We start from the raw sequence: 19,573 nt of genomic DNA on the forward strand, positions 1-19,573 counted from the left end.
TGTCCGCTCTCAGGTGCTTATCTGCAAATGCTCCAGCAGTGCGCGACAACATGAAGAAAGAGGAGCTGCCAACCTTCATTTTGTCCTGAATTGATCCCGGATCAGCCTTATCGCTGCCTCAATATGGCGTCAGATTGGCATTCCAGAGGGAAAAGGGGCTTCGAACCCCAGCAGAGCAGGACCAAATCATGAAGGTAAAATCTCGCTTTCTAAGCGCCGTTATCGCGGCGACCAAAGACAAGGAACTGGAGATGCCGTGGAAGCGCGTTTCCAGTGACTCGGTCAGAGTTGCCCGCCGCTTGGCGGGTCGGGGCTGATCGACATGCCCAGGGTTCCAAGCTGCCGGTTCCCCGGGTCAAGACGCGCATCAGAGGGGTGCTCCGGTCTGGTGCGTGACCTGCCGCTGGTATTTGGCGCGGACAGGGTTTGGGGCGTTGTGTACGCTGGCAATTTCCGCCTGCGTTTTAGTGAGTTTGTCTGGGGGGTCAGAATGTTGACCAAAGGTGTGCGGAATTCCATCACGTTGCGACGTCGTATCGACGATCGCCCTGAGGTCGCCCTTTCATTCAAAACAAAGAAAAAGACCGGTCAGACGGGCCTGTACGGAGGGCTCATCCTGTCTGCGCGGACTATAGAGGGGACGGAATAACAATGCCTATTCCACATTCGCTATCGCGAGCGGCCAGAAACGCCGTAGACACATCAACAATGCTGCGCGACGCGCAGAGAGGGACGGAAAAGCCCAAAGCGCAACTGCGGCGCTATGAAGTGAGTGCGCTATTGCCAAATGGCGACATCTCTCAGACCCGGCACATTGCTCCGGCGCTTCCGATGTTCGAAGACGCCTTTTGCGCATTCACACGCGGCTCGCTTGTCGAGACTGAAACGGGGCCGTTGGCGATCGAAGACTTGCTGCCTGGTGACACCGTTCTGACCCAGGATGGCTCTTCCCAAACCGTACTGTGGAAGGGTTCAGTGACTTTGGTTCCGGGACGTGAGGACTCGCGCGGTCGCACCCGCCCTCTGACGCGCATTATGCCCGACACTTTTGGCATGCAAAAGCCGATGTCTGGCGTCATCGTAGGCCCCGCCGCGCGTCTCGTCGGCACACCCGCGCATTTGCGCCACCTGCATGGAAACGAAACCGTACTGACGCCCGTGCACGAATTTCAAGACGGAATGAGCGTGATCGAAACCCTTCCCCCTACCCCGGTTGAGCTGTTTCACATCTGCCTGAAACGCCATTCGGTGATCAAGGTCGACGGGCTACAGTTCGAAACCTACCACCCCGGCGTCAACGCGGTTCGCATGATCAGCCACTCATTGCGGTCGATCTACCTGAACCTTTTTGCACATGCCGATTCGCTGAATGACTTTGGTCCGTTGCTGATGCCGCGCGCCGGAGACGGTGAGGTGGACGCCATTACAGCTTAAATTTTCATCAGTGCTGCAAAGTGGGGGCTTTATGCAGATTATTTTTGGCTGGCTACTATTCGTAGTCGTTACCGCGATTTTACCGCCGTGCTGTTCAGCACATAAACGGATGCGTTTTACGCCATCCGGCTCATGCGTTCTTCCAGGACATCAAAGGGCACGCCGGGCTCGTCTTTAGCACCGCGAATAACAAGCGATGTCTTGACGCTGGCCACGTTCGGCGTGGTCAGCAACTCACCTGTTAGGAATTGCTGAAAACTGCTGAGGTCGGGTGCAACGCACTTGAGGATAAAATCCACTTCGCCATTCAGCATGTGGCATTCGCGAACCAGTGGCCAGTCGCGACAACGTTCTTCAAAGGCACTAAGTTCGGCCTCGGCCTGACTTTCCAGTCCCACGCTGGCAAAAACCTGAACTTCGAATCCCAATTCGCGCGCATTTACTTCGGCGTGGTAACCACGTATCAGCCCGGATTCTTCCAACGTGCGGACGCGCCGCAAACAGGGTGGAGCAGAAATACCAACACGTTTTGCCAGTTCGACATTGGTCATGCGACCGTCCGCCTGCAGTTCCGCCAGAATTTTGCGGTCAATCTCATCCAGCCGTGTCGCGACCATAAAATGCTCCTGATTTTTCGGTTGTTATATCAGCAGGCGGAAGATGCGCAATAATGTTTCGCGCTTGCGCAATATTCTTTATCTCAAGCTTCTTTTATCAACGATATTCACCAGACACATGACGGGTTCTCGGCAGGAAGGGGCTTTAAGCACCCGAACGGGGTCGCTATATCCAGTCGCCAAGGGGCCGCAGGCCCACATCAGGCAGATCGAGTTGGGGGTACCATGGCCGAAACACGTCACACGAAGGTTCTGATCATTGGATCGGGACCGGCCGGATACACTGCGGGCGTCTACGCCAGCCGGGCAATGCTGGAACCGATTCTGGTGCAGGGAATCGAACCCGGCGGTCAGTTGACCACCACGACCGAGGTCGAGAACTGGCCAGGTGACACCGAGGTTCAGGGCCCGGACCTGATGGTCCGGATGCAAGACCACGCCAAAGCGATGGGTTGCGAGGTTATCGGCGACATCATCAGCGATTTGGATCTGTCGAAACGCCCGTTCACCGCGAAAGGCGACAGTGGCACGGTCTATACTGCTGATGCGGTCATTCTGGCCACCGGCGCCCGTGCGAAATGGCTGGGTCTGCCTTCGGAGGACAAGTTCAAGGGCTTTGGCGTCTCAGCCTGTGCCACTTGCGACGGGTTCTTTTATCGCGGGCAGGAAATCGTCGTGATCGGGGGCGGCAACACCGCCGTGGAAGAGGCGCTGTTCCTCACCAACTTTGCCAGCAAGGTGACACTGATTCACCGTCGTGACGAGCTGCGGGCCGAAAAGATCCTGCAAGATCGTCTGATGAAAAACGAAAAAATTGAGCCGCTGTGGTTCCATGAGCTGGACGAAGTCATTGGCACAGATGCCCCGCTTGGCGTCGAAGGTGTGCGGGTCAAGAATGTGAAAACCGGCGAGATTTCGGAAATTCCGTGTAAGGGCGTTTTCGTTGCTATTGGTCACGCACCAGCAAACGAGTTGGTCAAGGACACGCTAGAGACGCATATGGGTGGCTACGTTGTGACCAAGCCCGGCTCGACCGAAACCTCGGTTCCCGGTGTTTTCGCGGCAGGAGACCTGACGGACCATATCTACCGACAGGCCGTCACCAGCGCCGGGATGGGCTGTATGGCCGCACTGGACGCCGAGCGCTTCCTGGCTGAGCAGGACTAACGCCATGTTGGAATTCTCCGGCCCGGTCTGGAGAATTCTGTTTCAATCACAAGTGATCGCTCCTTTGGCCCCCGCGCGGGCGCCACAGGGGCGTTTTCACCATTCCGGACAGTTCGCCCTTTATGCATCCCTCAGCGCTGAGGGTGCCGGGATCGCCATCCGCCGGTATGTGTCTTCCGACGACCCACCACGCGTCTTGCTGTCACTCATGATTACAGGTGCGCAACTGGTTGATCTGCGCGGTCTCAGCCAAGCCTCGATCATATGGCAAGACCTTCGAACCGAACGCACGCCCTCCCCCACATGGGGGTTTTCGGACAAGGCGCGTGCCGATGGGGCCGATGGTGTGATCTATAGCTCGCGCACACGTCCCGATCTAAGTCACGTCGCTTTGTTCTCGAATTCACCAAAGCTTATGCGGACGTTAGGCGACGCACGACCATGGGCTCCAGTTTATAGAACCTTGGCTTGACCCTTGGCTGGCCGCATACCAGACTCGGGCCGCGTGCAAACCGATCACAGGTGAACTGAGTGAACAGCGTTTTATGGCAAGGCGGGTGGACGACCCGACTGAGGATCGGCAGTGGGCTGATCCTGTTTGCTTTTGCGTTCTTTCATTTCGTCAATATTGGCTTGGGCCTGTTTCACACCGACTACCTGCACGGGATGCAAGACGGTCGCCACGCCGTCACGCGGCATGATATCGGCAGCGTAATCCTGTATTTGGCGTTGTTTGTGCATTTCGGGCTGGCCCTGTATTCGATCAGTCAGCGCCGAACGATGCGGATGCCCTTTAGCATGGCGTTGCAAGTGGTTTTGGGCCTGTTGATCCCCTTGCAATTGATCGCGCACATCGTCCACACGCGATATGCGCACGAGGTTTTCGACGTCAATGACGAGATGGGCTATATCATCGCCCTGATGTGGCCCAGCAGCGCAATCTGGACGCAAAGCCTGCTGTTACTGGTTGTGTGGATACACAGCTGTATTGGCCTGCATATGTGGCTGCGCTTGACGGATTGGTGGTCGCGAACGGCACCTTATCTTGTGGGGCTTGCGGTGTTCGTGCCCTCATTCGCGTTGGCCGGATTGCTGACCGAAGGGCGGCGTATCTGGGCCGACTTCGGCGACCCATTTTTGCGCGAACAGTATTTTGAGTATTACAACTGGCCCTCACCGGAAGAGTTTCAGGCACTGTTTAGTGTCCGAGAAAATGCCTTGATGGCATTCTGGATCGCGCTGGGCACTGCGCTCGCTGTGTTTGCTGTTCGCAAACTATGGCGACGTCGGCACTCTGTCCGGGTCAAGTATGTCGAAGGCCCCGAAGTCATCGCTGAAAAAGGCATGACGTTGCTTGAGATTTCGCAGGCTAACGGCATCCCCCACACGGCGCTTTGCGGGGGTAAGGGGCGTTGTACCACCTGTCGCGTGATCGTCGAGGACGGCGCAGCCCAGCTGCCAGCGCCAAGCGATGTCGAAGCCCGAAGCCTTGCCGCTGTCAGCGCGCCAAAGGGTGCGCGGCTCGCCTGCCAAATCCGCCCGACCGAACCGATTACGGCCTTTCGGATGTTCCGCCCCGGTGGCGGACGCAGCCGCGCGCATGCCAGTCAGGGTCAGGAACGTCAGCTGGCCGTTCTGTTTCTGGATATGCGCGGCTTTACCTCGCGCACCACTGGCCAGCTGCCTTACGATATCGTCTTTCTGTTGAACCGGTTCTTTGATGCAATCGTGCCGCCAATTACTGCAGAGCACGGCGTGGTCGACAAATACATGGGCGACGGCCTTCTGGCGGTTTTCGAAACGGCCGACAGTGCAAGCTCGGCCAAGGCAGGTTTGAAGGCAGCCGCCGAGGTCAGCCTTGCGCTCGAGTATTTCAACAAACAGATCCAAGCCGAAGGCAGCCCACCGATCCGCATTGGCATGGGGTTGCATCTAGGGGATCTGGTCTTGGGTGAAATCGGCGCCGCAGGCACAGCAACCCGCACTATTATCGGTGATGCCGTCAACGTAGCCAGCCGCCTGGAAGCGGAAACCAAAGGTCTGGGCGTCGAGCTGCTGGTGTCAGAAGATCTTTTGCAGGCCGCCGGCTTTGGTGGAGGCCAAAATGGCCTACAGTCTTTTCGGTTGCGCGGTGTGACCAAAACGATTCCCGCCTTACCGGTTGTACGGGCCGCGACCTTGTCCCTTGAACCCGCATTACAGGAACACTCAGCCTAAATCTGCCCCTTTTGCCACCAGTCAAAAGGACCTTGGTTGTGAATTACGCTCAATACCGGAAAATCCTTCCAATCCGGGGAAAAACCGCGCATATCGTCCTTTGTTTCATGAATGTATATGGACTTCACCTTCTGGTCGGGGCAAATGCCCCCTAAACGCCCCTGAATCACTGTTAAAACAACCCTTCGCAAGAGTATTCCGATGACGATGTTAAGTAATCTGGCTCCGATCCCTGAACTGTATGTTTCGTATGAATCGGCCCAGAAACTGAAAGTAGAAGCTGCCGACCTGACCAGCTGGGACCTGAGCCCGCGTCAGATTTGCGACCTGGAGCTGCTGATGAATGGCGGTTTCAATCCGCTCAAAGGGTTCCTGACCGAGGCCGATTATGACAACGTCGTCGACAACATGCGTCTTGCCGACGGCACGCTGTGGCCGATGCCGATTACGCTGGACGTCAGCGAGGACTTTGCCGCCGGTATCGAACTGGGTCAGGACATCGCCCTGCGCGACCAGGAAGGCGTCATCCTTGGCACCATGACCGTGACCGACCGCTGGACCCCGGACAAAGCGCGCGAGGCTGAAAAGGTCTTTGGTGCAGATGACGATGCCCACCCGGCCGTGAACTATCTGCACAACGTGGCAGGCAAGGTTTATCTGGGTGGTCCCGTTGTCGGTATTCAACAGCCCGTCCACTATGATTTCCGCGCGCGCCGCGACACCCCGAATGAGCTGCGCGCCTTCTTCCGCAAGCTGGGCTGGCGCCGTATTGTTGCGTTCCAGACCCGCAACCCGCTGCACCGTGCGCACCAGGAACTGACCTTCCGCGCCGCGAAAGAGGCGCAGGCAAACCTGCTGATCCACCCGGTTGTCGGCATGACAAAACCGGGCGACGTCGACCATTTCACCCGTGTGCGCTGCTATGAGGCCGTGCTGGACAAGTACCCGGCCTCGACCACCTCGATGTCACTGCTGAACCTGGCGATGCGTATGGCTGGCCCGCGCGAGGCGGTTTGGCATGGCCTGATCCGCGCCAACCATGGCTGCACTCACTTCATCGTGGGCCGTGACCACGCAGGCCCCGGCAAGAACAGCCAGGGTGAGGATTTTTACGGCCCCTACGATGCGCAGGACCTGTTCCGCAAATTCCAGGACGAGATCGGCATCGAAATGGTCGATTTCAAACACATGGTCTATGTGCAGGAACGCGCCCAGTACGAGCCGAATGACGAGATCGAAGACAAGGACAATGTCACGATCCTGAACATCTCGGGCACAGAACTGCGCCGCCGTCTGGCCGAAGGTCTGGAAATCCCCGAATGGTTCAGCTTCCCCGAGGTTGTGGCCGAGCTGCGCAAAACCAAACCGCCGCGCAGCCAGCAGGGCTTTACCGTCTTCTTCACCGGTTTCTCGGGCTCGGGAAAATCCACCATCGCCAACGCGCTTATGGTCAAGCTGATGGAGATGGGCGGTCGTCCCGTAACCTTGCTGGATGGCGACATTGTTCGTAAGAACCTGTCGTCTGAGCTGGGCTTCTCGAAAGAGCACCGCGATCTGAACATCCGCCGCATCGGTTACGTGGCCAGCGAGATCACCAAGAACGGCGGTATCGCCATCTGTGCACCGATCGCGCCTTATGCGACAACCCGCCGGGCCGTGCGCGAAGAGATCGAACAGTTTGGTGCCTTCTGCGAGGTTCACGTCGCCACCAGCATCGAGGAATGCGAACGCCGCGACCGCAAGGGCCTGTACAAGCTCGCCCGTGAAGGCAAGATCAAGGAATTCACCGGCATCTCGGACCCTTATGACGTGCCGCAGAACCCTGAGCTGAGCGTCGAGACCGAGAATGTCGATGTCGACAACTGCGCCCATCAGGTGCTGCTCAAGCTCGAGAGCATGGGCCTGATCGCAGCGTCCTAAGCACTGACAAATTAATAAAAGGCCCCCGCCTGACGGGGGCTTTTTTTGTACCTAAAGCTCCGCGCGGATAGCCGCGACCGCGCGGCTTTCAAAGTCGCCAAACTCTGCCGCTTTTGGTTGGATCGCCTGAATTTTCGGTAGACGCGCCGCGAAATCCTCGGACGACGCTGCCTGAATGGCGCGCTGAATGTCAGTTGCGGACTCGCAGAGGATCATACCGGACACGTCAAAGAAATCGCCGATATTAGGGCAGCCCCAATAAATCGGCACCGTTGAACACAAGATCGCATCGGTCAGCTTTTCCGAGAAATAGTTCTTCTCTCGCACATTCTCGATCACGACCGAGTACCGGTATGGGGCCAAACCGTCGGATTTCTGATCAAACGGCGTGTACCCGCGGCCCATAATATCCACGTCCGCGCCGACCTCGCGCACCCAGTCTATGACCGAATGCCTGAGCTGGTGCCCGACAAGATCGCGCTTGGCCGAGGCTATGAGAGAACAGGACCTGGTCTTTTCCACCGAAAGGTCTTTCCATTCGGGCACCATGGTAACGCCATAGGGTAAAAATACTGCGTTTGGAATGACTTGCAGCAGGACGTCATGGAACGTCAGGACCCGGAAAAACCGCCGCCACGTCCAGCGCAGCATCCGGTCATGTTTGGCATGGATGGCCGAAGGCTCGCCCATCATAAGTGAAATCTGCGCGCGCGTCCCGCGACGCAATCGCAGATGCACTGTCGAGTTTGGATACATGATCAGGTGATCCGTCGGCTCAAGATCGCCTATCGTCTTTCCGACCAGACGATCCGGGCAACCCTCGGGCCAGATCAGGTCAGCCAAAGGGACCAAAGCCAGTTTCGGTCCCAACCGGTGACCATAAGGCAGGATGGCAATCGCGGGTTCGGACATCAGATCCCCTCCGGCAGATCGACTTGACCGCGCATCAGTACGTGACCGCGTCCGGCGACCTTGATGCCGGTCATTGCCTCTATCGGACCGACCCGCGTGACGGTTGCCTGTCCCGGGCGGCCCATATCGTGCCCTTGTTCGGCAATAAACCTGTCTTTGGGCATCAAGCCATGCTTCCACAAATAAGCCGCCATCGCCCCGGTGGCGGATCCGGTGAACGGGTCCTCGGGCGGGCTGGGTGGCGCCAACAAAAGGCGAGAAAACGTATCGCCCGCCTCGGTTGCGCCCTTTAGCGTTACAAGAAACGGCTCGGCCATGTCTGAGCCGGAAAACCCTGCTTTGGCCGCGACTTCACGCAATGGTCCTTCGACCAGTTTAGCCGCCCTTAACGCTTCGTGGTCTCGCAGCACGGTGATACAAAACGGCAAACCCGTAGACACAAACTGAGGCGGGGAAATGATGGTGTCCTCAGGCAGATCAATCGTCGCGGCGACCAGATCGACGGGCACTTGCGCACCGAATTGGGGTGCGACCTGAGTCATCTCGATCTCATCCCCGTTCAGGCAAATCTCGACGATCCCCGCCCCTGTCTCAAGCGTCAGCGCGTCGCCCTCAAACAATCCACGCGACCGCATGGCCGCAACGGTGGCTATAGTTGGATGTCCGGCAAAGGGAATTTCGCGGCTGGCCAGAAAATAGCGCACGCGGATGTCGGCAATGTCTGAGGGTCCGGTAAATGTGCATTCGACCAAAGACGTCTCTTGCACATAGGCCATGCAGGTCGCATCTGAGACACCCGCTGCATCGTGCACAACCGCGCATCCATTTCCGCCAAATGCGCGGTCGGTAAATGCGTCTACCCAGTCAAAGTCAAACCAACTCATTCCTCGTGCCCTCTGCCCTTGACCATTGCAGAGCATATCTCGCCCGGCAGGCGGCAGATGTCACGAGGAAAACGTAAGTTGAGGCAGTGTCAGTGCACGGCCACCGGCGAGAAATCATGCTCGCGCGCAAGGTTGAAGGCCAGCTTGCGATCGGCGACCAACGCCAGCTGCTGTCCGTCAGAATCGTGTACCGCATAGATCTGATCCAGATCGCCCGCCTGTTCGCGAACTTCCCGAGGCAGATCAGCGACTTCGACCGTTTTCACATAGACGATACGGTCGCCTTCAGCGTTCAGTTCAATCGGTGTATTCATTGCTCTTACCCCTTTCTTATGTTGATCGTTTGTACCACGGTTTCCGGCACGGCTCGGGTCAGATCTACGTGTAGCAGACCGTTTTCCATGATCGCTTCGCCCACCTCGACCCCGTCGGCCAGCACGAACATGCGCTGGAATTGACGCGCCGCGATGCCGCGATGCAGGAATATGCGCCCCTCGCTGTCGTCACGTTGACGGCCCCGGATCACCAATTGGCGGTCCTCGATAGTTATCGACAGGTCCTCTTCCGCGAACCCGGCCACGGCCAAGGTGATGCGATAGGAAAAATCCGAGGTCTGTTCGATATTATAGGGCGGATACCCTTCATTTCCGGCCTTTGCAGACCGTTCCAGAAGGCGTTCCAACTGCTCGAACCCCAAAAGATGCGGGTATGAGCCCAGAGTAAGTTTAGACACGTATATCGTCCTTTATTGTCAAAGCGACGTGTGATGCGGCCCCGTTCTGGCAACCGCGTATGATAGAATATGGGAATATGACCGGATGTCCACAAGGTCTGGCAGGATAAAGCCAGACACACTATCTTGTGTGTTAAGCACCACAATAACCCCGAGTCGTCCATGAATGCGCCCACCGATCTTTCGATGAAAACTGATGAAGTTCTGCGGGTTGAACTTGAGGTTTTCCGCCGTCAGCACCGTGATCTGGACGAGGCGATCGAAGCCCTGCAGGCAACCGGAACCTCGGATCAACTCACGATCAAACGGCTGAAAAAGCAAAAACTGCGGCTGAAAGACATTATCCGGCTGATCGAAGACCGTCTGACGCCGGATATCATCGCCTAGCGCATTGCCACATAAGCGGATTTAGCTATAGTGCGCGCTCTTTCGGCAGGCAGGGACGCAAGCGAATGAGCGACGTGAAAGTGGGGATCATCATGGGCAGCCAATCTGACTGGCCCACGATGAAAGAAGCTGCGGATATTCTGGATGAATTGGGCGTACCTTATGAAAAGCGCATCGTGTCTGCGCACCGCACGCCGGACCGGTTGTGGGAATACGGTAAGACGGCCGTTTCACGCGGTTTGGACGTGATTATTGCCGGTGCCGGAGGGGCCGCGCATTTGCCCGGCATGATGGCGTCGAAAACGCGTGTGCCTGTCATCGGTGTCCCCGTCCAGACACGCGCCCTGTCCGGTGTCGATTCTCTTTATTCTATCGTGCAAATGCCCAAGGGTTTCCCGGTGGCCACGATGGCGATAGGTGCCGCTGGCGGGGCAAATGCGGGTCTTATGGCGGCCGGTATCCTGGCGCTTCAGGACGATGATCTTGCTCAGCGACTTGAAGCATGGCGCGATGCGCTGTCTGCCTCAATCCCTGAAGAGCCGCAAGGATGAGCCGTATCGGGATAATCGGCACGGGTCACATCGCAGCCCCCATTGCGCGCCACCTTGCGGCCAAAGGACACACGATCACCGTAACAGAACGAAATGCCGATGTATCAAGCGCGTTGAAGGCTGAAGTAGGTGTGGCTGTCACGGACCCTCAAGGCGTCATAGACGCGTCCGAGATCGTGTTTCTGTGCCTGCGCCCACATGTTGCGGCCGAGGTACTGGCCCCATTGACCTTTCGTGCAGACCAAAAGATCGTCTCGGTGATGGCCGCCGTTTCAGCATCGCAACTGGCGCAGCTATGCGCGCCCGCATCGGATTTTGTCCAAACGATCCCTCTGGGCTTTTTACAGCAGGGCGGATGCCCGATGGCCGCCTTTGGCAATGACACCTTGCTGGCGGATTTGTTGGCACCCGAAAACCCGGTCATCAAGGTCGCTGACGAAGCAGCGCTGAACGCGCATTTCGCAATCTGTGCTATGGTTCCTGGAATTCTTGACCTGATGGCAACCGGTGCCGGTTGGCTGGCCGAACAGACCGGAGATGCGGATGGTGCAGAGTTTTACACAACTCAGCTATTGGCTGGTTTCTTGGCGAGCATGGAAACTGGTACTGCGGGACGATTGGCGGAAGAACGTGACGCGCTTGCAACCGATGGCACGCTTAGCCTGCAAATGACGCAAGGCCTGCAGACGGGACACGCGCATGACGCGCTGAAGGCTGCGTTGACAGCCATCGGAAAACGGTTGGAGACGGAAGAATGACCGACAGACTCGCGCCGGGCGCAACGATTGGAATTCTTGGCGGCGGGCAGCTGGGCCGAATGCTGTCTGTTGCTGCAGCTCGGCTTGGTTTCGCGACACACATTTACGAGCCGGGTGCCAATCCCCCCGCTGGTCATGTGGCCCATCATGTGACCACTGCGGCATATGACGATCAGAAAGCGCTCGAAGCGTTTGCGCAGTCGGTTGACGTGATCACCTATGAGTTCGAAAACATTCCGACCGAAGCGCTGGATCTGCTTGAGGCCCATTGCCCGATCCGTCCGGGCCGCGAAGCACTGCGCGTCAGTCAGGACCGGCTGACAGAAAAGACGTTTCTGCAGGGCCTTGGCCTGCAGACCGCTCCGTTTGCCGATATCACTGATCTGGACGGCCTGAATGCGGCGATTGACCAAATTGGCGCACCTGCAATTCTGAAAACCCGTCGATTTGGATATGATGGTAAAGGTCAGGCACGTCTGCGCACCGCTGACGACGCCGAGACCGCTCTGGCCGACATGGCAGGGGCACCTGCGATCCTTGAGGGCTTTATAGATTTCAGCCACGAGGTTTCAATCATCGCCACCCGAGGGCTGGACGGTCAGGTCGCCTGCTTTGACCCCGGTGAAAACGTGCACCGGGATGGTATCCTGCACACAACCACAGTCCCTGCCCGCCTGCGTCCAGCACAACGCACCGACGCTGTTTTGCTGGCGGCTAATATCCTGAACGCTCTGGACTATGTCGGCGTTATGGGGGTTGAGCTTTTCGTGACGCCAGACGGCCTCATCGTGAACGAGATCGCCCCACGCGTTCATAACTCGGGTCACTGGACCCAGAACGGGTGTGCTGTGGATCAGTTTGAACAGCACATTCGCGCTGTAGCCGGTTGGCCGCTTGGGGATGGGCAACGGCATTCCGACGTGGTGATGGAAAACCTGATCGGCGAAGATATGGACCGCGTTCCTGCACTGGCCGAAGAAGGCGACGTGGCCTTACATCTGTATGGCAAGGCCGAGGTTAAGGCGGGCCGCAAGATGGGCCACTTCAATCGGATTTCGCGGTAATTCAGCCAACAAACCGGGCAGCAATATCACCCGACATATAACTGACCCGTCCTGCGGAAAGCGTGGCGGCGACGCGGCAGGTATGCTTGTCCAATATTACGAGATCGGCGCGCTTGCCGGGTGTAAGTGTGCCGCGGTCTTGCAACCCCAGCACCTGCGCAGGGCCTTCGGACACCAACCGCCAAGCCCCCTCAAAATCAAGCAGCCCCGACTTGGCCAACATCAAAGCCGCCCGCCGTGGGCTGGGATAGTGGTAGTCCGATGCCAAAGCATCACACAAACCCATCGCAATAAGGTCCAGCGCGCTGGCGTTTCCTTTGTGCGAACCACCTCTGACCACGTTCGGCGACCCGAGGATAATATGATCACCCCCTGCACGGGCAGCTTCGGCAGCTTCGATTGTCTCAGGGAACTCAGCGATCCGCGCTCCGCGGTCTCGCCAGACAGAGCGCGTTTCGGCCCTCGCGTCGTCGTGGCTACCCAAACGCACTCCTTGCGCAGCCAGAGTTGCGCATAAATCATCCAATGCCACAGGCACCTCTGCGCCACGCGCATGCATCGTCAGTAGCATGTCAAAATGCACGTCCGGGTTACGACCGGCCTTGAGCGCCTGCCCGGTCAAACGCGGCGGCTTGCGCCCCTCGGACAAACGGTCATGCGGAAGATGGTCGTTGAACACGACGTAAGGCACCTGCCACGCAGCAATACGTTCCGGCAAAGCGTCATAGTCGTCCAGCATGTGCGTCTCAAACCGCAACTGCGGCATCAGGTCGGTCACAACGCGGTCTCTGACCGAGGCTATGGCCTGGAACACCTGCTCAGCAAATTCCGGCCCGCGCGCACCGCCTTCCCAGCTATGAAACTGCGCAAGGACTGCGGTGGTGATCCCGTTTGCGGCCAGTTCTGCCTCAACTGAAAGGATCCCTTCATCCATCTGTTTCATTGCGCCACGTCGCGGGGCAATGTGGCGCTCGAACCCGTCGCCGTGCAGGTCAATTATTCCCGGCAAAACGAGGTATCCGGAAAGGTCGACTTTGCGCGCAGTTGGGTTGGTCTGGATGACACCTTCGGCCATCGTCAGCTCTGCTGACAGCAGACCATGTCCCGGCAACAAGACTTCTGCACCGGTTAGGGTGAGGTTCAGTGCCGTCATTCTGAACGCTCCGATTCAGGTTCCGAACAATCACGTCCGATGCAAATCTCGTCAATTACGTCCATCACACCGTCCAGCCAGGTAATCTGTGGATCAAACTGGCCAAACTCGATGAAATGCAGAGCCTGCGCCATGACGCGCGGGTTGTTCATCATAAACGTGTGCGTCACGGGCAAGACAATATGGTCACTCATCCCATCAACCTTTGTCGTCTCAACCGAAACCTTGCCGTCATCCGGCCCATCGATCAGCGAAGAGAACAAAGGGTTTAACGAGTTTTCACCGGCGATCACGCCCAGCTCGAAATCCGCGGGTGGCAGTTTCCGTGGCAGCCCCTCAGGCCCGGTTCCCAGCATCAGACCTGCAGGCCCGTGCAGCAAGCCGAACACTTCGTAGTCGCCTAATTCGTCCACAAGTTGGCTGCCTTGATTTGGCGGCCCAAGCATCACGACCCGGCCAAGGTTTTCGTGATCGTGGTCCTGCAACCAATACCGCAACAGGATACCGCCCATTGAATGCGCGACCACATTTACAGTATCTGTCCCGCACTGGGCAAAGGCCTCAGGCAGCGTCTGGTTCGCAAGATCCTGAATAGGCAGGTCGGTCGACGGATAACCCGGACGCACAACTGTGTACCCGTGGGCTTTGAACAGTTGCTCCATCACCGTGAAAGATGCCTCTGTCCTGGCGAGGCCATGCAACAGCACAACGCACTTCGCCTGCGCGAAGGTCGGGACCAGGAACAATATCAGGGCGAACAGGTATCTCATAGCGGCCAGATAAGCGCAAACCCGCTGCGATAAAACCCCTAGCGCGGCGTCAGGCGTAACGCTGCCAATGCGATGCCGCCCAGAACCATCGCCGCACCGAACACCAAACGTAACCCCGCAGTTTCACCCAGTAGGATGACCCCGCCTACGATGGCGATGATCGGGACGCTTAGCTGCACCACCGCTGCGGTCGTTGGCGCAAGCTGTGGCAGCACACGATACCACAACGCGTAGCCCAACCCTGAGGTGACGCCGCCAGACATTGCCGCCAGTGCATAGCCAGCAAAGGTCATGTTCCAATCGATGCCAACCGCAAGCAAAGCCAATGCGGTGACAGGTAAGGCGACCACGAAATTAGCGGCCGTCCCAGACAGCGCATCGGGTTCAGACCGTCCAACCAGCGAATAGATGGCCCAACCGATCCCGGCCGCAGTCATCAGGACAGCGCCGATTGGGCTCACCTGCACTTCTCCGGATGGCCAAAGCACCCAGGCAAGTCCAGCCAAAGCGAGGGCCGCCCCTGCGATTTGACGCGCGCTCGGGGTTGCGCCGATTACAGAGGTGACGGTGAACATGGTGATCTGCACGACCCCAAACAGGATCAATGCGCCCAATCCCGCGTCCAGCGTCAGATAGGCGATCGAGAAACCGATCATATACAAAGACAAGGACCCTGCCCCGGCGATCCGGCGTTTGTCCAACAAAGGCAGCGATCCGCCCTTCATTCGAACCAACAACGCCAGTACGACGGCCCCGGCCAATACACGTATGACAGCAAATCCAGCAGGGTCACTGGCACCACTGTCGATGGCCAGACGGTTCAGGATCGAATTCGCCGCAAAGGCGCACATGGTGAGGGCAGAGAGCAGAAACAGACGCATAACAACGGCATAGCGGGTTCGACGTGTTTTGCACACTCACATTCTGGGGGGATTAAAACGAAACGGGGCCGCCCGAAGGCGACCCCATCCATTAGCACAAGGGCTAAGGCAGCTTACATCATGCCGCCCATGCCGCCCATGTCGGGCATACCGCCGCCAGCAGGTGCATCTTTCTGCGGCTTGTCTGCGACCATCGCTTCGGTGGTGATCAGCAGGCCAGCAACCGATGCTGCATCTTCCAGAGCAGTACGGACAACTTTGGCAGGGTCGATCACACCGAATGCGAACATGTCACCATATTCTTCGGTCTGAGCGTTGAAACCAAAGGCTGCGTCAGCGGATTCGCGTACTTTGCCAGCAACGACGGCACCGTCGACACCCGCGTTTTCAGCGATCTGGCGCAGAGGCGCCTCGATTGCCTTGCGAACGATGTTGACGCCAGCGTTCTGGTCGGCGTTTGCACCTTCCACAGTATCCAGCGCTTTGCCGGCCTGAACCAGAGCAACACCGCCGCCCACAACAACGCCTTCTTGTACAGCAGCGCGGGTCGCGTTCAGAGCATCGTCCACACGGTCCTTACGCTCTTTCACTTCAACTTCGGTCATGCCGCCGACGCGGATCACGGCAACACCGCCTGCCAGTTTGGCAACGCGCTCTTGCAGCTTCTCACGGTCGTAATCCGACGATGTTTCTTCGATCTGAGTTCGGATCTGAGCAACACGTGCTTCGATCTCGGCTTTCTCGCCAGCACCGTCGACGATGGTGGTTTCGTCTTTGGTGATTTCGATTTTCTTAGCGGTGCCCAGCATGTCCATGGTGACGGACTCGAGCTTCATGCCCAGATCTTCGCTGATGACCTGACCGCCGGTCAGGATCGCGATGTCCTGCAGCATGGCTTTGCGGCGATCACCGAAGCCCGGTGCTTTGACAGCCGCAATTTTCAGGCCGCCGCGCAGTTTGTTGACAACCAGAGTCGCCAGCGCTTCGCCTTCAACGTCTTCCGCGATGATCAGCAGCGGCTTTTGCGACTGGATCACCTGCTCGAGCAGCGGAACCATCGGCTGCAGCGAGGACAGTTTCTTTTCGTGCAACAGGATCATGCAGTCGTCGAGCTCTGCGATCATCTTGTCTGCGTTGGTGACGAAGTAAGGCGACAGGTAGCCACGGTCGAACTGCATACCTTCGACAACATCGGTCTCGGTTTCCAGACCTTTGTTTTCTTCGACGGTGATAACGCCTTCGTTGCCAACCTTCTGCATCGCGTCTGCGATTTGCTGGCCGATTTCGGCTTCGCCGTTGGCCGAGATGGTGCCAACCTGAGCAACTTCGGCCGAGTCTTTGACTTCGCGCGAAGCAGCTTTGATGCCTTCAACAACCTTGGCGGTCGCCAGGTCGATACCGCGCTTCAGGTCCATCGGGTTCAGGCCAGCAGCAACCTGCTTCAGACCTTCGCGAACGATGGCTTGTGCCAGAACGGTTGCGGTGGTGGTGCCGTCGCCGGCTTCGTCATTGGTGCGGCTGGCGACTTCTTTCACCATCTGCGCGCCCATGTTTTCGAACTTGTCTTCCAGTTCGACTTCTTTGGCAACCGATACACCGTCTTTGGTGATGCGCGGTGCGCCAAAGGATTTGTCTAGCACCACGTTGCGGCCTTTGGGGCCCAGGGTCACTTTTACCGCGTCGGCCAGGATGTTCACACCTGCCAGCATGCGGTTACGGGCATCGGTGTCAAACTTGACGTCCTTAGCAGCCATGTCGTTTCTCCTTGAGAAATAAGTTGTAAATGAAGATCAGAGTGAAGCGCGCGGGCTTACTCGATGATCCCCATGATGTCGCTTTCTTTCATCATCAGCAGCTCTTCGCCGTCGACCTGAACCTCAGTGCCCGACCATTTGCCGAACAGGATCTTGTCGCCAGCTTTGACCGCCATTGCGATCAGCTCGCCGCTGTCCTTGCGTGCGCCTTCGCCGGTTGCGACGACTTCGCCTTCGCTGGGCTTTTCTTTTGCGCTGTCAGGAATGATCAGGCCGCCTGCGGTTTTCTCTTCGCTTTCTGTACGGCGAACCAGCACACGGTCATGAAGCGGTTTCAATGCCATCTTTGCAGCTCCTTGGGCTCAAAGTTTGTTAATCCTCCCCTCGCCAAACGGCGGGGCGTTAGCACTCATGCTTGCCGAGTGATAACGACGCATAGCTAGGGAGTCTAAAACCCCGAGTCAACAAGCTGCGCCGGATTTTTTCGCCAATACCTCAATCAGGCTGATCCCAGCTATAGGCCCAGTGCTTCAAGCCCTCTTGGCCCGCTTCCGTCAGCGCGTAGATGCCTGTCTCTACTTTAGCAAACCAACCATAATGGTTTTCGCGCATCAGCCGGGTTGCATGGGGGACACCAGTCGCCTTTGAGACATCGGCTCCCTTGGTTGCACCGCTTTCAGCTAGATAAGCCGCGCATTTCAATGCATCCTGCCTGTACGCCGTGACGATCCCATGCCGGGTGGCGCCTCCCGCGTTTGGATCCCCTTCAAGCCGATCAAACTCGCGCAGTAACCGGGCGGATTTGGCCTGGTTCTTGCGCGGTGCATATGGTCCCGGATCACATTGCACCTCAACCGCGCCGTCCCGTTCGCGCACTGTAATCAGGCCCAAACCCAGCCTTCGGCACATCGCCAGATTATCTTTCAAAGCGCGACGTGCCGTACGCCCTTTGGGTTTTAGAACGCCTATATAGACCTGATCCGTCACCCGAAGCCGTGTGATCGCCTGATGGAACAGCGCCAGCGAAAAGCGCAATTTCAACTCAACGATAACCGGTTCTTCACCCTCTCGAACGGCCACGACATCTGCCGCTCCAACCTCACCTTTAACGGTATACCCCTGACGCTCGAATAAGGCCTTAATTGGCGGGTAAAGATCCTGCTCACGCTTCATTCGGCCATGCTAGGCAATTTGATGTGGAATGCCAGACACAGATCAACGTGTCCTACAGGTAACGTGCTTGAACAGGGGTCTTGGCCAAGGCAAGGTCGCGACACATATATATGTCACTTACTGAGTTAACCGGGATGGCCCTCATGCGTTTCTTGTCTTTCGCCTTGTTCTTGTTACTGCCGCTCACTGCCCACGCGGCATGCCAAGGCCGAGACCTCCGACCCGATTTGAGCCCCGAAATGCGCGCAGAGATTGACAGGGCTGTGGCCAACGTCCCTTTTTCAGAAGGCAACCATTGGATCGCGACCAATGGCAACACGACGCTGCATTTGATAGGGACGCTGCACACCAACGATCCTCGCATGGATGCCGTTCTGGATGGTCTGGCTCCGACGCTGTCCAATGCCGATGCGTTCTATTTCGAAGTGACGCAAGACAAGATGGATTCGTTTGAGCAGCAGTTGGCCCAGGATCTTAGCCCGGTTTTAATCACGTCCGGCCCGACATTGATTGACCTGATGTCCGAAGAAGATTGGGCAACGCTGTCCGTCGGACTGGCCGATCGTGGCATTCCAACCTGGATGGCCGCAAAGATGCGCCCGTGGTTTCTGAGCATGATGCTTGGCGTACCGCCCTGCATGACGCAAGACGACACCGCGAGCTACGGCATGGACGCGCGCCTGACCGACCTAGCGACCGAGCACAACATCCCTCAGTATTCATTGGAAGAAATCGATGAACTGATGGCAATGTTTGACCACCATCCGTTGGAAAAGCAGGTGCAGTCTCTTGTAAGAATGGCCTCCGCCTTTGAAAGCAGTGAAGATCAGCTGGCGACAATGTTGAACGCCTATCTTGAGGAAAAGCACGGCGAGATCATTCAATTCGCGCGCCTGCAAGGGCTTGAGACATCGGGCCTGACGCAAGAGGTGTTCGACGAAGAATGGGGCGGGTTCGAGGAACAACTTTTGGTCGAACGCAACAACAACTGGATGAAGCACATTCTGGGGCTTGAAGACCAAACTGCTGTCATCGCAGTCGGAGCGGGCCATCTGGCCGGTGAACATGGCTTGTTGAACCAGTTACAGCAGGCAGGATACACGCTGGAACGCGCGCCTTTCTAAGCCGAAATACACCCTTCGTCGCAGTTTACGCAGGGGCGGGTGACAAGCGTGTCCGAGCGCCCTATAAGGCGCGC

22 protein-coding genes are annotated in these 19,573 nt (G+C 57.5%); 11 read left to right on the forward strand and 11 right to left on the reverse strand.

The annotated features are described in order from the left end of the window. Positions 1 to 188: 188 nt before the first annotated feature. Both ACR0DG_RS09205 and ACR0DG_RS09210 read left to right on the forward strand, forming a co-directional pair. Positions 189 to 317: a hypothetical protein gene (locus ACR0DG_RS09205; protein WP_480696465.1), complete on the forward strand. Its 129-nt coding sequence runs from the start codon at positions 189 to 191 to the stop codon at positions 315 to 317. A 334-nt stretch (positions 318 to 651) separates the two neighbouring features. Then, entirely contained in the window at positions 652 to 1,434 is a 783-nt protein-coding gene (locus ACR0DG_RS09210) for a Hint domain-containing protein (RefSeq protein WP_480696467.1), read from the forward strand. Positions 1,435 to 1,550: 116 nt separating this feature from the next. Here the strand turns inward: ACR0DG_RS09210 and ACR0DG_RS09215 are convergent, their stop codons facing one another. Next, positions 1,551 to 2,051, reverse strand: a complete 501-nt coding sequence (locus ACR0DG_RS09215) for an Lrp/AsnC family transcriptional regulator (protein WP_480696468.1) — start codon at positions 2,049 to 2,051, stop codon at positions 1,551 to 1,553. 225 nt (positions 2,052 to 2,276) lie between these two features. Between ACR0DG_RS09215 and trxB the strand changes: the two genes are divergently transcribed. The 4 genes from trxB (at position 2,277) to ACR0DG_RS09235 (ending at position 7,355) form a co-directional block, all read left to right on the forward strand. Next, positions 2,277 to 3,218 carry a thioredoxin-disulfide reductase gene (trxB, locus tag ACR0DG_RS09220; protein WP_480696470.1) on the forward strand — a complete coding sequence of 314 codons (942 nt, stop codon included), beginning with the start codon at positions 2,277 to 2,279 and terminating at the stop codon, positions 3,216 to 3,218. Between the two features lie 4 nt (positions 3,219 to 3,222). After that, entirely contained in the window at positions 3,223 to 3,690 is a 468-nt protein-coding gene (locus tag ACR0DG_RS09225) for an RES family NAD+ phosphorylase (protein ID WP_480696472.1), read from the forward strand. 59 nt (positions 3,691 to 3,749) lie between these two features. Further along, positions 3,750 to 5,435 (forward strand): adenylate/guanylate cyclase domain-containing protein, encoded by a 1,686-nt coding sequence (locus tag ACR0DG_RS09230; RefSeq protein ID WP_480696474.1) that lies wholly within the window; start codon positions 3,750 to 3,752, stop codon positions 5,433 to 5,435. 201 nt (positions 5,436 to 5,636) lie between these two features. Then, on the forward strand, positions 5,637 to 7,355 hold the full coding sequence (locus ACR0DG_RS09235; RefSeq protein ID WP_480696476.1) for a bifunctional sulfate adenylyltransferase/adenylylsulfate kinase: 1,719 nt from the start codon (positions 5,637 to 5,639) through the stop codon (positions 7,353 to 7,355). Positions 7,356 to 7,406: 51 nt separating this feature from the next. Here the strand turns inward: ACR0DG_RS09235 and ACR0DG_RS09240 are convergent, their stop codons facing one another. The 4 genes from ACR0DG_RS09240 to ACR0DG_RS09255 all read right to left on the reverse strand — a co-directional run bounded on the left by ACR0DG_RS09240 (position 7,407) and on the right by ACR0DG_RS09255 (position 9,884). Beyond that, the gene (locus tag ACR0DG_RS09240; protein WP_480696478.1) at positions 7,407 to 8,267 is read right to left on the reverse strand and encodes a hypothetical protein; all 861 of its coding nucleotides are present in this window, start codon (positions 8,265 to 8,267) and stop codon (positions 7,407 to 7,409) included. Further along, positions 8,267 to 9,151, reverse strand: coding sequence for a PhzF family phenazine biosynthesis protein (locus ACR0DG_RS09245; protein ID WP_480696480.1), 885 nt, complete (start codon positions 9,149 to 9,151; stop codon positions 8,267 to 8,269). The genes ACR0DG_RS09240 and ACR0DG_RS09245 overlap by 1 nt, the downstream gene beginning before the upstream one ends. A gap of 89 nt (positions 9,152 to 9,240) precedes the next feature. Further along, entirely contained in the window at positions 9,241 to 9,465 is a 225-nt protein-coding gene (locus ACR0DG_RS09250) for a DUF1150 family protein (protein WP_480696482.1), read from the reverse strand. A gap of 5 nt (positions 9,466 to 9,470) precedes the next feature. Continuing rightward, positions 9,471 to 9,884, reverse strand: coding sequence for an Hsp20 family protein (locus tag ACR0DG_RS09255; protein WP_058275530.1), 414 nt, complete (start codon positions 9,882 to 9,884; stop codon positions 9,471 to 9,473). Between the two features lie 162 nt (positions 9,885 to 10,046). On the opposite strand from ACR0DG_RS09255, the gene ACR0DG_RS09260 reads away from it, so the two are divergent. From ACR0DG_RS09260 to ACR0DG_RS09275, 4 genes are all read left to right on the forward strand, one after another. Beyond that, positions 10,047 to 10,271 (forward strand): YdcH family protein, encoded by a 225-nt coding sequence (locus ACR0DG_RS09260; RefSeq protein WP_037308505.1) that lies wholly within the window; start codon positions 10,047 to 10,049, stop codon positions 10,269 to 10,271. Positions 10,272 to 10,336: 65 nt separating this feature from the next. After that, the gene (purE, locus tag ACR0DG_RS09265) at positions 10,337 to 10,822 is read left to right on the forward strand and encodes a 5-(carboxyamino)imidazole ribonucleotide mutase (RefSeq protein ID WP_480696484.1); all 486 of its coding nucleotides are present in this window, start codon (positions 10,337 to 10,339) and stop codon (positions 10,820 to 10,822) included. After that, positions 10,819 to 11,580 (forward strand): NAD(P)-binding domain-containing protein, encoded by a 762-nt coding sequence (locus ACR0DG_RS09270; RefSeq protein ID WP_480696486.1) that lies wholly within the window; start codon positions 10,819 to 10,821, stop codon positions 11,578 to 11,580. Before purE ends, ACR0DG_RS09270 begins: the two co-directional genes overlap by 4 nt. After that, entirely contained in the window at positions 11,577 to 12,644 is a 1,068-nt protein-coding gene (locus ACR0DG_RS09275) for a 5-(carboxyamino)imidazole ribonucleotide synthase (RefSeq protein ID WP_480696488.1), read from the forward strand. The genes ACR0DG_RS09270 and ACR0DG_RS09275 overlap by 4 nt, the downstream gene beginning before the upstream one ends. A gap of 1 nt (position 12,645) precedes the next feature. Here ACR0DG_RS09275 and ACR0DG_RS09280 read toward each other — a convergent pair whose 3' ends face one another. The 6 genes from ACR0DG_RS09280 to ACR0DG_RS09305 all read right to left on the reverse strand — a co-directional run bounded on the left by ACR0DG_RS09280 (position 12,646) and on the right by ACR0DG_RS09305 (position 18,375). Continuing rightward, on the reverse strand, positions 12,646 to 13,797 hold the full coding sequence (locus ACR0DG_RS09280; protein ID WP_480696490.1) for an alpha-D-ribose 1-methylphosphonate 5-triphosphate diphosphatase: 1,152 nt from the start codon (positions 13,795 to 13,797) through the stop codon (positions 12,646 to 12,648). Next, complete coding sequence (locus ACR0DG_RS09285) at positions 13,794 to 14,567, reverse strand: alpha/beta hydrolase (RefSeq protein ID WP_480696492.1); 774 nt, start codon at positions 14,565 to 14,567, stop codon at positions 13,794 to 13,796. Before ACR0DG_RS09285 ends, ACR0DG_RS09280 begins: the two co-directional genes overlap by 4 nt. Positions 14,568 to 14,605: 38 nt before the next feature. Beyond that, positions 14,606 to 15,448, reverse strand: a complete 843-nt coding sequence (locus ACR0DG_RS09290) for a DMT family transporter (RefSeq protein WP_480696494.1) — start codon at positions 15,446 to 15,448, stop codon at positions 14,606 to 14,608. 113 nt (positions 15,449 to 15,561) lie between these two features. Further along, positions 15,562 to 17,202: a chaperonin GroEL gene (gene groL / locus ACR0DG_RS09295; protein WP_480696496.1), complete on the reverse strand. Its 1,641-nt coding sequence runs from the start codon at positions 17,200 to 17,202 to the stop codon at positions 15,562 to 15,564. Between the two features lie 56 nt (positions 17,203 to 17,258). Then, positions 17,259 to 17,546 (reverse strand): co-chaperone GroES, encoded by a 288-nt coding sequence (gene groES / locus ACR0DG_RS09300; RefSeq protein WP_170352338.1) that lies wholly within the window; start codon positions 17,544 to 17,546, stop codon positions 17,259 to 17,261. 151 nt (positions 17,547 to 17,697) lie between these two features. Further along, positions 17,698 to 18,375: a DUF2161 domain-containing phosphodiesterase gene (locus ACR0DG_RS09305; RefSeq protein ID WP_480696498.1), complete on the reverse strand. Its 678-nt coding sequence runs from the start codon at positions 18,373 to 18,375 to the stop codon at positions 17,698 to 17,700. Positions 18,376 to 18,614: 239 nt separating this feature from the next. Between ACR0DG_RS09305 and ACR0DG_RS09310 the strand changes: the two genes are divergently transcribed. Next, a complete protein-coding gene (locus tag ACR0DG_RS09310) occupies positions 18,615 to 19,499 on the forward strand; it encodes a TraB/GumN family protein (RefSeq protein WP_480696500.1) in 885 nt (294 codons plus the stop codon). Positions 19,500 to 19,573 lie beyond the last annotated feature (74 nt).

This window comes from Ruegeria sp. BG8, from assembly GCF_056538325.1.

What these genes read in the sequence shown, in the direction of transcription:
- ACR0DG_RS09205 (WP_480696465.1), top strand. Translation starts at nt 189, where the DNA reads ATGAAGGTAAAATCTCGCTTTCTAAGCGCCGTTATCGCGGCGACCAAA.
- ACR0DG_RS09210 (WP_480696467.1), top strand. Translation starts at nt 652, where the DNA reads ATGCCTATTCCACATTCGCTATCGCGAGCGGCCAGAAACGCCGTAGAC.
- ACR0DG_RS09215 (WP_480696468.1), bottom strand. Translation starts at nt 2,051, where the DNA reads ATGGTCGCGACACGGCTGGATGAGATTGACCGCAAAATTCTGGCGGAA.
- trxB (WP_480696470.1), top strand. Translation starts at nt 2,277, where the DNA reads ATGGCCGAAACACGTCACACGAAGGTTCTGATCATTGGATCGGGACCG.
- ACR0DG_RS09225 (WP_480696472.1), top strand. Translation starts at nt 3,223, where the DNA reads ATGTTGGAATTCTCCGGCCCGGTCTGGAGAATTCTGTTTCAATCACAA.
- ACR0DG_RS09235 (WP_480696476.1), top strand. Translation starts at nt 5,637, where the DNA reads ATGACGATGTTAAGTAATCTGGCTCCGATCCCTGAACTGTATGTTTCG.
- ACR0DG_RS09240 (WP_480696478.1), bottom strand. Translation starts at nt 8,267, where the DNA reads ATGTCCGAACCCGCGATTGCCATCCTGCCTTATGGTCACCGGTTGGGA.
- ACR0DG_RS09245 (WP_480696480.1), bottom strand. Translation starts at nt 9,151, where the DNA reads ATGAGTTGGTTTGACTTTGACTGGGTAGACGCATTTACCGACCGCGCA.
- ACR0DG_RS09250 (WP_480696482.1), bottom strand. Translation starts at nt 9,465, where the DNA reads ATGAATACACCGATTGAACTGAACGCTGAAGGCGACCGTATCGTCTAT.
- ACR0DG_RS09260 (WP_037308505.1), top strand. Translation starts at nt 10,047, where the DNA reads ATGAATGCGCCCACCGATCTTTCGATGAAAACTGATGAAGTTCTGCGG.
- purE (WP_480696484.1), top strand. Translation starts at nt 10,337, where the DNA reads ATGAGCGACGTGAAAGTGGGGATCATCATGGGCAGCCAATCTGACTGG.
- ACR0DG_RS09270 (WP_480696486.1), top strand. Translation starts at nt 10,819, where the DNA reads ATGAGCCGTATCGGGATAATCGGCACGGGTCACATCGCAGCCCCCATT.
- ACR0DG_RS09275 (WP_480696488.1), top strand. Translation starts at nt 11,577, where the DNA reads ATGACCGACAGACTCGCGCCGGGCGCAACGATTGGAATTCTTGGCGGC.
- ACR0DG_RS09280 (WP_480696490.1), bottom strand. Translation starts at nt 13,797, where the DNA reads ATGACGGCACTGAACCTCACCCTAACCGGTGCAGAAGTCTTGTTGCCG.
- ACR0DG_RS09285 (WP_480696492.1), bottom strand. Translation starts at nt 14,567, where the DNA reads ATGAGATACCTGTTCGCCCTGATATTGTTCCTGGTCCCGACCTTCGCG.
- ACR0DG_RS09290 (WP_480696494.1), bottom strand. Translation starts at nt 15,448, where the DNA reads ATGCGTCTGTTTCTGCTCTCTGCCCTCACCATGTGCGCCTTTGCGGCG.
- groL (WP_480696496.1), bottom strand. Translation starts at nt 17,202, where the DNA reads ATGGCTGCTAAGGACGTCAAGTTTGACACCGATGCCCGTAACCGCATG.
- groES (WP_170352338.1), bottom strand. Translation starts at nt 17,546, where the DNA reads ATGGCATTGAAACCGCTTCATGACCGTGTGCTGGTTCGCCGTACAGAA.
- ACR0DG_RS09305 (WP_480696498.1), bottom strand. Translation starts at nt 18,375, where the DNA reads ATGAAGCGTGAGCAGGATCTTTACCCGCCAATTAAGGCCTTATTCGAG.
- ACR0DG_RS09310 (WP_480696500.1), top strand. Translation starts at nt 18,615, where the DNA reads ATGCGCGCAGAGATTGACAGGGCTGTGGCCAACGTCCCTTTTTCAGAA.